General features: G+C 49.0%; 6 protein-coding genes. All 6 read left to right on the top strand.

Features of this window, described 5'->3' with window-relative positions:
- Window positions 1–160 precede the first annotated feature (160 nt).
- The 6 genes from B7992_RS06395 (at window position 161) to B7992_RS06370 (ending at window position 12,177) form a co-directional block, all read left to right on the top strand.
- Complete coding sequence (locus tag B7992_RS06395) at window positions 161–1,759, top strand: sialate O-acetylesterase (protein ID WP_254917637.1); 1,599 nt, start codon at window positions 161–163, stop codon at window positions 1,757–1,759.
- Window positions 1,760–2,696: 937 nt separating this feature from the next.
- Window positions 2,697–5,063: a family 43 glycosylhydrolase gene (locus tag B7992_RS06390; protein ID WP_088665827.1), complete on the top strand. Its 2,367-nt coding sequence runs from the start codon at window positions 2,697–2,699 to the stop codon at window positions 5,061–5,063.
- Window positions 5,064–5,267: 204 nt separating this feature from the next.
- Window positions 5,268–6,788, top strand: coding sequence for a carbohydrate binding domain-containing protein (locus B7992_RS06385; RefSeq protein ID WP_088665858.1), 1,521 nt, complete (start codon window positions 5,268–5,270; stop codon window positions 6,786–6,788).
- 95 nt (window positions 6,789–6,883) lie between these two features.
- Window positions 6,884–8,701: a carbohydrate-binding protein gene (locus B7992_RS06380; protein WP_083539707.1), complete on the top strand. Its 1,818-nt coding sequence runs from the start codon at window positions 6,884–6,886 to the stop codon at window positions 8,699–8,701.
- A 166-nt stretch (window positions 8,702–8,867) separates the two neighbouring features.
- Window positions 8,868–10,565 carry a carbohydrate-binding protein gene (locus B7992_RS06375; protein WP_088665826.1) on the top strand — a complete coding sequence of 566 codons (1,698 nt, stop codon included), beginning with the start codon at window positions 8,868–8,870 and terminating at the stop codon, window positions 10,563–10,565.
- A 40-nt stretch (window positions 10,566–10,605) separates the two neighbouring features.
- A complete protein-coding gene (locus B7992_RS06370; RefSeq protein ID WP_088665825.1) occupies window positions 10,606–12,177 on the top strand; it encodes a diguanylate cyclase in 1,572 nt (523 codons plus the stop codon).
- The last annotated feature ends 32 nt before the right edge of the window (window positions 12,178–12,209 follow it).

Below are 12,209 nucleotides of genomic sequence, written 5' to 3'. Positions count from 1 at the left end.
AACCAAAACCAAAAAGGGGCGTCCTGGGAAACTGGGATGTCCCTTTTTTTTAAAATATGACGTTTTTTTGGACATATAATCCATATTTTACGTGTAGAAATTTTGCTTTTTATTCCATTAAAGAATAGTTTATAGTGTGATAAATTGTACGAGGAGTGTTATGAATACAATTAAGTCTAAATTTATGAAGGCGGCGCTGGGTGTATTGGCTGTTGCCGGTTGTGCTTTTGCTGCACCCAATCCGAATTTCCATATTTATATTGCCTATGGCCAGTCCAATATGTCGGGTAACGGTGAAATCGTTCCGTCTGTGGATCAGGCTCAGGAACCCAAGAACTTTATTATGCTGGCTTCTCACACGGCAAATGCCAGCAGCCGTACTGGTTCCACAACCCAGTCTATCAAGACCGGAGAATGGTATCCGGCAATTCCCCCCATGTTCCACTCGTTTGAACAGCTTTCCCCCGCTGACTACTTTGGCCGCGCCATGGTGGACTCCCTGCCGGGTGTGACCGTGGGTATTATTCCTGTGGCTATCGGTGCTGTCAGTATCCGCGCATTTGACAAGGATCAGTATCAGGCTTATTTTGACGGCGATGGTAAGGACATTAAGTCTTGGGGCTGGCCCAAGGATTACGACAACAATCCTCCGGGACGTATTCTGGAACTTGCCAAGAAGGCCAAGGAAGTGGGTGTCATCAAGGGTTTCATCTTCCATCAGGGTGAATCTGACGGTACTGATGATAACTGGCGTAAGACTGTTTACAAGACCTACAAGGACATTATCGACGCTCTCGATCTGGACGAAAACGAAGTTCCTTTCGTGGCTGGTGAATTGCTCCAGGAAGGTAACAACTGCTGTTCCAGCAAGAACGGCGGCATTGCTCTGCTGAAGAACAACTTCAAGAAGTTTGGTTTGGCATCTTCCAAGGGCTTGAAGGGTAACGGCAAGGATGTTTACCATTTCGGACGCGAAGGTGTTATTGAACTGGGCAAGCGTTACTGCTCCGAAATGCTGAAGCTGATCGACAAGACTATTGACCCCAACGCACCCGCCGTGGATCTGGTTGACCCCAGCAAGTCTACAGTGGCTGATGAACCCCCTGAAGAATATGGCCCCTATGCAGATCCTATTGAAATTCCGGGTAAGCTTCAGGCCGAAAACTACAACAAGGGCGGCGCCGGAAAAGCTTACTATGACTTGAGCAAGGGCAACGAAGGTGGCAAGCTCCGTAAGGATGACGTGGATATTTACCAGCCGGATAAGGGTATGGCTATCGGTCATTGCCAGAAGGGCGAATGGCTCAAGTATACCGTGAACGTGGCTGCTGATGGTGAATACGAAATTTCTGCAAGAATCGCTGGCGAAAACAGCACTGGTAGCTTTGTCCTCTACATGGATGAAAAGCAGATCGGTACTGAAATGGTCAACGAGGGCTTGGGCTTTAGCGAAGAAAGCTACACGACTGTGAAGGGCGGCTCCGCAACTCTCACCGCTGGTGAACATGAGCTGAAACTGGAAATCACCAACGACTGGATTGACATCGACTATGTGGAATTTGTCAAGGTGGGCGGTTCTGAAGAAGATCCCACGGCAATCCGTTTGGGTGTGAAGTCCAATCAGCAGGTGGATATGTCCAAGGCCCAGTACTTCGATATGCAGGGCAATCGCGTAAGCAAGTCTGCTACCAAGAAGCAGGGCGTTTACCTGGTCAGTGTCCCCGGCGAAAAGAACTTCATTATGCGAGTTGAAAAATAACACCAAGGAAGATTTATGGGCGCTCACGAAATTTCCATCGTAAAACAGATTGTTGTCTGCAGCATTGTAGCAGTAGCGCTTGGTCTGATTTACGGATAAAACGAAATTTTGGTGGTTAGAGGGGAAAGGGTCCGTTCGCGGACCCTTTCCTTTTTTTTGATACCTCACTCCCTCTCCCCGCAAAGCAGTACCTACTGAAAACAGTCAGACGTTTATAACGTCCCCCCCCTCATTGATAAAATGTTTTGGTGAGGAGTGAAAAAGACGTTCCTTTTATGCAATAACGTTCTAATCTGCTTTCACGTGGCCGGGCGGGAAAGGGGTGCGGGGGAGAGGGCTGACGGCCTTCGTAACTCCGAGTGCGGGCCCTCTCCCCGCAAAGCAGTACCTACTGAAAACAGTCAGACGTTTATAACGTCCCCCCCCTCATTGATAAAATGTTTTGGTGAGGAGTGAAAAAGACGTTCCTTTTATGCAATAACGTTCTAATCTGCTTTCACGTGGCCGGGCGGGAAAGGGGTGCGGGGGAGAGGGCTGACGGCCTTCGTAACTCCGAGTGCGGGCCCTCTCCCCGCAAAGCAGTACCTACTGAAAACAGTCAGACGTTTATAACGTCCCCCCCCTCATTGATAAAATGTTTTGGTGAGGAGTGAAAAAGACGTTCCTTTTATGCAATAACGTTCTAATCTGCTTTCACGTGGCCGGGCGGGAAAGGGGTGCGGGGGAGAGGGCTGACGGCCTTCGTAACTCCGAGTGCGGGCCCTCTCCCCGCAAAGCAGTACCTACTGAAAACAGTCAGACGTTTATAACGTCCCCCCCCTCATTGATAAAATGTCAATAAAAGCTTTTGTCTAGGCATGTTTTTTGTCCTTGGACAGAGGTAATTTATAGTCATGAAAACCGCAGGTTGTTGGTGTGGCCTGCTGAGGAGATTGATATGGGATTGTTAAAGAAGTTTTTTGCCGGAGCAGCTTTGCTCGGTTCTGCAGTTGGCGCCTTTGCCGTCACTGTTAATAATCCGGTGATCTGGTCCGATTCTCCGGACCCTTCCATTGTACGCGTCGAGGGCAACTACTACATGGTGACGACCACCATGCATTACGCTCCGGGCATTCCCATTTTCAAGAGCACCGATTTGGCTCAGTGGCGCACTATTGGTTATGTGTACGAAACCCTGACCAATAACGACAACATGAATTTGAACGGCGGTAAGGATGCCTATGGTAAGGGCTCCTGGGCTTCTAGCATCCGCTATCGAGAGAAGGACGGTTACTATTACGTCCTGACTCCGTCTTATACCACCAACAAGACTCACCTTTACAAGACCAAGGATATCGAAGGCGGCCCCTGGAGCGAAGTCCAGCTGCCCTTCTATCACGATCCCTCTCTGTTCTTCGATGATGACGGCACGGCCTGGGTTTTCTACGGTTCTGGCGATCAGATTAGCTATGTGCAGCTGAACGACGATGCGTCTGGCGTAAAGGCTGGCGGCAAGAGCGGCAAGGTTGGTGGCGTTAGTGTCAACAAGATTACCGGCAAGGGCGATCGCGATTACTATGTGCAGCAGGAAGGCTCTCACATGGAAAAGGTGAACGGTGAATACTACCTGTTTACTATTTCTTGGCCCGCAGGCGCTTGCCGTACTGAAATTGTTTATCGTTCCAAGAACCTTTTGGATGGCTTTACCGGCCGAATCTTCTTGCAGGATAACGGTGTTGCCCAGGGCGGTATTTTTGATACTCCCGATGGCAAGTGGTATGCGCTCCTGTTCCGCGATTCTGGTCCTATTGGCCGTATTTCTCACCTGGTTCCCACGGTGTGGAAGGATGGTTGGCCGCAACCTGAAGGCGGTTCCAAGAAGGCTCCCGCAACTTTGGATTTGCCTAGCGAAGTGGAACCGGGTTACGGCATGGTCACTTCCGATGACTTTGATGGCGACGAACTTCCGCTGGAATGGCAGTGGAACCACAATCCGGATAACTCCAAGTGGAAACTGGCTGATGGCAAGCTCCGCATTACCACTGGCCGTACCGATGCCCGCATTACCAGCGTCAAGAATATGCTGACTCAGCGTACCTTTGGCCCCAAGTGCGTTGGCCGTACCTTGGTGGATGGCTCTAATATGAATGATGGCGATGTTGCCGGTCTTGCTGCTTGGCAGGACAACAAGGGCATGGTTGCCATTACGAAGGAAAGCGGCAGCTATAAGGTAGTCATGTATAGCGGCACCAAGGATGGTGAAAAGCGCGAGGCTTCTGAAAATCTTTCTGGCTCCAAGGTTTACCTCCGCGTCGATTTTGACATTCCTGTCGATAAGGGCACAGCCTCCTTCTACTACAGCGAAGATGGCAGTTCTTGGAAGAAGATCGGTACTAATGTAAGCTTGAGCTTCGATTTGCACATGTTCGTGGGTAATCGTTTTGGCTTGTTCAACTGGGCAACAAAAACCGCTGGCGGATCTGTTGACTTTGACTGGTTCAAGATTGGTGTAGACGCAAATGATGAAATCTACCTGGATGGTGCCGGCGCAGAACCTATTCCCCAGACGGCACACAATGCAACCCAGACTCCGTGGGCACTTCCTGGCCAGATCGAAGCTGAAGACTTTGACGATCCGGGTAAGGGCAAGGGCGGTCCGTCTTACAGCGACAAGGATTCCGAAAATCGTGCCTGCACTGGTGACAAGGTTAGCGAATGCTCCGATTACCGTAAGGATACTGGCGTAGATCTGTACAAGAAATCTGGCGACCGCATTGTGGTTGGCTATATCCAGAAGGATGAATGGCTGGAATATACCATCAATGTTACAAAGGCTGGTGACTATACTTTGTTTGCCGCAGTCGCTTCCGATGGTGGCTCCAGCTTCAAGCTTTCTCTGGATGGTAAGGATCTTACTGAAGACATCGCTGTTCCTGCTGCAAAGAAAGACGGTGATAGCGAAGAACAGAACTTTGATGATTACAACAAGGTGAATGCCAATGTGGTCCTGCCTGCCGGTGAACATATCCTGCGCTTTACCGCCACCGCAGACTGGTTCGACATTGACTACTTTAACTTTGCCGAAGGTAAGGACGCAACGGATCCCGCTCCTATTGGCACCACCTCCATCAGGGACATTCGCATGGTGGTTGGCGGTCAGCAGAACTACCGCGTGTTTAACCTGAACGGAAACTTGCTGGGAATCGTGAACAGCAATGGCGCCGATATCGTGAACGTTACCCGCGATTTTGTAAAGCAGAGCGGCATGTATATCGTAAAGCCTGTCCGTGGTGGCCTGGTTCACAAGATTTCCGTGACCAAGTAAATTTTACAAACGATCTTTCATAACACATCCCATACACTAAAGCGGTACCTGATTTACGTCGGGTGCCGTTTTTTTTGCTTGTTTTGTCATGGACTTTTTATCCATAGTTGTTATGGTTTGATGTTTTCTTTTTGCTTACAACCCATATAGTTTTAAGGTGGGTTCGCGGAGTGGTGTCCGCTAACCTTAAAAATGAGGATGTGGATGTCTGGCAAAAAGTTCTTTGTCGCAGCATTTGCTGCGTTGACTGTATTTATGGGAAGTTCCTTTGGGATTCCTTCTCAGAATATCAATGTGAATGGTGCGAACCGTAATATGCTGGTTTACGCACCCACTAATATCGAAAAAGATCGCCCCCTGATTATTCAGATGCATGGCATGAATCAGGATGCCCCCTACCAGCATGATGCGGCTAAGTGGGAAGAAATCGCGGATACCGCCCGATTTGTGGTGGTGTTCCCTAATGGCGAAAATAAGTCCTGGGATATTTCTGGCGACAAGGATGTGAACTTCCTGAAAGCAATCATCAATGAAATGTATACGAAATACGGAATTGATAAGAAACGCGTATATGTTTCAGGCTTCTCCATGGGCGGCATGATGAGCTATCACGCTGCTAACAAGATGAGCGACCAGATTGCTGCAATTGCTCCCGTGTCCGGATACCCGGTTGGAAATCCCGCTCCCGCCAGCAAGCGCATGATGCCGATTCTGCATACTCACGGCACGACGGATCCTACGGTGAACTACAACAGCGCTGTTTCCTATTTGAAGCGTTGGGTGGAATACGAAGGCTGTTCCTCCAACTCCGAAAAGATTTCCCAATATCCAGTTGGCAAAACCACTTCTGCAGCCTCCATGGAAAAATGGAGCGGCTGTAAGGAAAATAGCGATATCCGTCTGATTTCCATTAAGGATAAGGGCCATTGGTATTCCATGGATTTGGCCAGCGTCAATACCTCTGACGAAATCTGGAATTTTGTAAAGCGCTTCTCTCTCGACGGAGCGGTAGCGGAAACGCCTGCCGTACCTCCTTTTGTTGAACCCACCAACCGCGACAGCATTTATAATGGTGGTTTTGATTCTACTGCGAATGCATGGACCCTCCAGAATCATGGCGATGGTAAGTCCGTTGGTTCTGTGAAGGATGGCAAGTATGTTCTTGATATTTCCGCTGTCGGGTCGCAGCCTTATACCGTGCAGCTGATCCAGCACAATCTTCATCTTGAACAGGGTGAATGGTACAAGGTCAGTTTTGAGGCCGGTGCCGATGCAGATCGTGTTCTTGAAGTGAACGTGGAACAGCACGAAGATCCTTGGGATAGCTATTTGACCGCGGTCCAGAATTTTGACGTTAGTACTTCCATGCAGCCCCTTTCATTCTATTTCCAGATGACCGCTGCGAGGGACACCAATGCCCGCCTAAGCTTTAATGCGGCGACATCTACGGGAACCCTTATGCTGGATAATGTTTCCATTGAAAAGGTTGATGAAAATGATGTGCCCATGGTTCCCTGCTGCGAAACCGCTGTGCATGCGTTGAATTTGGATCGTAATGTTTTACGAACTTATGAAGTCTACGGTTTATCTGGTGCCTACCTTGGAAAGATTGATGCCTTGAATTTCAATGAAATGAAATCGAATGTACTTTCGCTGGTAAAAAAATCTGGCGTGTATATGGTTCGTTCAGGAAGTTCTGTGAAATCGATTCAGGTTGGTCGATAATATCTAGACAAAATGTCCATGAAATATTCTGGTAGGTTGGTGTTTTCAGTGACAGAAGTGGATAGTTTAATACCGAATTAAACAGGAGTGAAAAGATGTTCGGTTTGAAGAAACAGATGGGTCTTGCTGCAGCCGCTATGGCTGTAGCTGCCGTTACTGCAAATGCCCACCCAGATAGTCTGGTGCTTACGCCCCCTCTGGGCTGGAACAGCTGGAACGTATTCCACGAAAACATCAACGAAACCCAGATCAAGGAAGTGGCCGACGCCATGGTTTCTTCTGGCCTTCGCGATGCTGGCTATATCTACCTGAATCTGGACGACAACTGGATGGACACCAAGCGCGACGCCAATGGCGACCTCCAGAACCATCCCAAGACTTTCCCCAGTGGCATGAAGGCTCTGGCCGATTACATTCATAAGAAGGGCCTGAAGTTCGGCGTGTATGGCGACCGCGGTAAACGTACCTGCCATCATTACAACAGCAACTGGGTAAGCGAAAACGGCTCCTACATGCACGAAGAACAGGATGCCAAGAAGTTTGCCGAATGGGGCGTTGACTACCTGAAGTACGATAACTGCGACCCGGCTCCCGGCTCCAACCAGGAAGAAGATTACACCCGTATGTCCAAGGCTCTCCGCAATTCCGGCCGCGACATCGTGTTCAGCATTTGCGCCTGGGAATATAAGGACTGGATGCCGAAAATCGCCCATCTGTGGCGTACCACTTTCGATATTGGCCCCGAATGGAGATCTACCTCCTGGTACCGCGGCGTTTACGAAATTATCGATGCCAATGACAAGTACTGGAAGATTGCAAAGCCGGGTAACTGGAATGACCCGGACATGCTCGAAGTGGATAACAGAAACCTGACTTATGAAGAACAGAAGTCCCAGATGACCATGTGGTCCATTATGGCGGCTCCCATCATGATCAGTTCCGATGTCCGCAAGATGAGCGACCAGGTGAAGGAGCTTTACCTGAACAAGGATATGATTGCCATTAACCAGGATTCCCTGGGCGTGCAGGGACATCGAATTTCTAATGTAGATGGTAAGCAGGTCTGGACCAAGCCCTTGCGCAATGGTGACCTCGCTGTAGCTCTCCTGAATGACAATACCTCTACCCAGACTATCGAATGCGATTTCGCAGATATCGGTGTAACTGGTGAAGTGGAAGTTCGCGATGCCTGGCAGAAGAAGGATTTGGGCAAGCTGAACCATGTCTCTGTTGAAGTTCCTGCCCACGGTTCTGTATTGCTCCGCTTGATTCTTGAACCCGTTCCCCGCGAACCGTTCAAGGGCAAGGCCTTTGCAATCCCCGGCAAGATCGAAATGGAAGATTTTGACGTTAGCGGTATCGGCCAGGGTAACGTTTCCTATAGCGATGGCGATTCCGAAAATCAGGGCAACAGCGATTACCGTAAGGGAACTCCCGTAGACATTTATGAAAAGACTGACGGCCGCATTGTAATTGGTTACAACCAGAAGGGTGATTGGCTCGAATATACAGTTGATGTTGCCGAAACAGGTGAATACACTTTGGGCGCCTATGTGGCTTCTGCCAACGAAACTTCCAGCTTCAAGTTCTCTGTAGACGGTACTGACATTACCGAAGAAATCTCCGTGCCCAAGGGTGAAGGCGATGATAATTACGATGACTACAACCTGGTTGAAAAGAAGGTGAACTTGACCAAGGGCGAACACATTCTCCGCTTTACTGTTACTAGTGACTGGATGGATATTGACTATGTTCAGTTCGAGGGTAGTGGTACAGCTCGCATTGGTAAGAAGGTGGCTCAGAGCCGTTCTGCCGGTCTTGTGAAGGGCGAACGTAACGCCTATTCTCTGACGGGCCGAAATCTGGGCCGCGAAACAAAGAAGCGTTCCAACGGCATGTATCTGCTTCGCTAAAAAAACAAGTCAGATTGATTTTGGTTCCTTTGACAAAATGTCAAAGGAACTTTTTTTTTGTTTGCGTTTTTTACCGCTGTGAAAAATATCTTTAGACTTGTAAACAGGATTGTGGTGGTTCCGTTTACGGTTGGTGCGTCGTGGTTGACGCAATTGAGAGGATATTATGGGGAAATTGGTTTCCGTTGCAGCATTTGCTGCTGTTTTTGCCGTTAGCTCCTTTGCGGTAACGAATCAGTTCCGCGGTACGAACTGGGCTGATAAGCGTGACAATTTCGTCTCCGATGTGCTGAAACTTTCCGGCATGACCGGCACTGAGGACTACCAGGCCGCCTACGCGCTGTCCGACCGCGTCATGAGCCAGTTCGTAGAAAAACTGGGCATCAACAGCCTGCGCATTCCTATTAACGAACCTACCGCTTTAAAGGCCTGGAGCTCCTATAAGGGCATTATCGACGGTATTCTGGCTCACGGTCGTATGCTCGTTGGCTACTGGGGCCCTGCACAGCCCGCCGGCCCCAAGAACATGGATGACTGGTGGAAAATGTGGGATACCGTCATCAAGGAATATGGCGACAATCCCAATGCCTATTTCGAAATTTTCAACGAACCCCATATGTACACCAAGGACGAACTTCGTAATCTGTACGCAAAGTGGCTGGCTCGTTACCCGGATGTTCCTCGTGACCATGTTTTGCTGGATGGTACGGGCCTTGCATGGAATGTACCCGAAATCGCCGACGATTCCCGTTTTGATGGATGCCTTTTCGCAGTGCACGAATACACCTTCTGGAACATGAGCATTACTACCGAACAGGGCTGGATGAACAGTTTCAAGGGCAAGGTGGGCAAGTACGCCGACCGCACCGTGGCAACCGAATGGGGTGGCGCTATGGGCCCTGGCGACAAGAACGGCGTTCATTACGAGATCATGGATTACAACGATCCCAATCCCACCAACTACTTCATGGCCTACATTCGCGGTATGTCCGAACAACTTCGTGAATGGCAGATGGGCAGTTTCTACTGGGTTGGCCTCCGTGATGGTGACTGGTACAGTATGGTAACCCGTTCCGGTGAAGGAGCCAATACCAAACTTGAAATCGTGAACCAGTCTGGCGTAGACCGTATGCAGTATTCCTGGACGGATACTGTTGAGACGACTCCTGCCGTTCAAGAACCGTTTGACGGAATCATTGCGTTGCCCGGAAAAATTGAAGCTGAAAATTATGACAAGGGCGGAAACCGTGTTTCCTTCTACGACAAGGATGCTTCAAACCAGGGAAATGTCTATAGGGATGATGCTGTGGATATCGTTGGCTTTGGCTGCTCCGACTCCCTGAATACCATGGATTGCGAAGGCTATTCCTTGGGCTATACCCAGGTGGGTGAATGGCTGGAATATTCTGTGAACGTTGGAGCCCATGATTCTCTTGTCGGTTCTGCCCGAGTGGCTAGCGGTCTCGAGGGGGCAGGCTTTATCCTGTACATCGACGACAAGACGGTGACCGATACGGTCAAGATTCCCAAGGGCGGAGATTGGGTAACCTATTCCGAAATCGAATTCCCCGTGTCTGAAATCGCCGAAGGGGAACATGTGCTGAAGCTACAGTTTACGGGTGCTTACGGCAATGTGGACTGGGTCAGTCTTGGAGATCCGAATGCGGTTGTCGGAACACGCCTGCAATTTAACGTGGCTACTCCGCAGAACTATTCAGTCTTTACCGTAAATGGAAATTATGTGGGGACTGTGTACGGTTTGTCTGCGGGTATTGCGGAACAGGTTCGCGGGCTTGTGAAAAATCCTGGAATTTATGTGGCGAAACCCGCTTATGGTCCCGCTGTAAAGTTTAATGTGAAGTAGCTGTCGGCTGTATACAGGCGTTTTGGTTATATTTTAACCCATGAAGACGTCTATTCATAGCAAAATCCTAAGATTAAACCTCTCCGTATTGCTGCTCTGCGCAGTATTCGTGGGAGGTTTTGGCATTTTGTGTGCTAGTCATTTTGTCAAGGACGACACCCAGGAACATCTGCAGTTGATCAGCCAGAGGGAATCAGCCCGCATTTCTGCCAGGTTGCAGAATATCGAGCAGTATGTGAAGACCGTATCTTATGTGGTGTTGGATGGGCTTGATGATTTGGATGAATTGAAGGATACCTTGCGCCAGCAAGCGTTTACGGATTACAACCTGAATTTTATGCGGGCGACCATCCATAACGTGAATGGTGCTGTGGCTGTGTATTTGCGTTATAATCCCAAGTTTACGCCTCCCACTTCTGGGGTTTTTCTGGCCAAGACAAGTAAGAACGGAAACATCCTGAAGCAGGTCCCGACCGATTTTTCAAAGTACGATCCCAGCGACATCGAACATGTGGGTTGGTATTACGTCCCCGTTATTTCGGGTAAACCCATCTGGATGGATCCTTACGAAAATAAGAATGTCGATATTTACATGATATCCTATGTGATGCCCTTGGTCAAGTTCGGAACGGAAGTTGGCGTTGTTGGTGTTGATATCGACTTTGGGTATCTGACTTCAGAAATCGCGAGCATTTCATTCCTTGAGTCTGGATATGCCTACCTGGAAAACAAGAATGGAACTGTAATTTATCATCCGTCTCTGTCGAGAGGTTCTAGGGTTCCTGATAATTTCCGCAGGGTCTGCGTGAAGAGAGTCCTTTCTAATGGGATGGTGCTTGTGCTAGAAGTTCCAGCCTCCGAGACCAATATGCAGCGCGATGCACTGGTTGCCGAAATTATGGGCTTTACTTTTATAATCCTTCTTGTTTTCGGTTTGATTTCTGTACGTATGGCCCGCTCTATTACAGAACCTCTGACGGCGCTGACTGAATCCGCCAATCAAATGGTTGCCGGAAATATTGATGTTTCGCTGGAATTCCATTCTGATGATGAAGTGGAGGATCTTGCCCGTAATTTTGCTGCAATCCGAAAGTATGTGAAGGAGTATATGGGTTTTGTAAGGGGCGTGGCCTTTAAGGATGGCCTCACTGGGGTGCGCAATAAAACGGCCTTTGATACTTTTTTGGCAGACCTGCAGAATAAGGTGAACATGTTTGCCGTTACGGAATTGGGCTTTGTCTCGTTTGATGTGAACAACTTGAAAAAGGTAAATGAATGCAGCGGCCATGATCATGGTGATTTGCTCTTGCAGAACGCTTGCCAGATTATTTGCCAGGTGTTTGGCCATAGTCCCGTATTCCGTGTTGGCGGAGACGAATTTGTGGCTGTCCTCCAGTATGAAGACTACAGAAACCGCGAGGCTCTTCTGGCTGAAATGGACCGCAAGATGGCTGCTACCCGTTCCGAAGATTCTGCTCCCTGGGATCGCATCTCTATTGCCAAGGGACTTGCCGTCTATAACTGTTACACGAACGAACCTCTTGTTGATGCGGTGCAGCGTGCCCATGACGCCATGTACGAAAATAAGAGAGCGATGAAAAGTTTCGGTTAAAAGCTATATTTGGCATCGTTAAATTAGCCTCC

Origin of the sequence: Fibrobacter sp. UWH1, from assembly GCF_002210365.1 — a bacterium.
Lineage (GTDB): Bacteria > Fibrobacterota > Fibrobacteria > Fibrobacterales > Fibrobacteraceae > Fibrobacter.
Note: the sequence above shows the minus strand (reverse complement) of the source record. Positions and strands in the feature narration are given on the sequence as shown.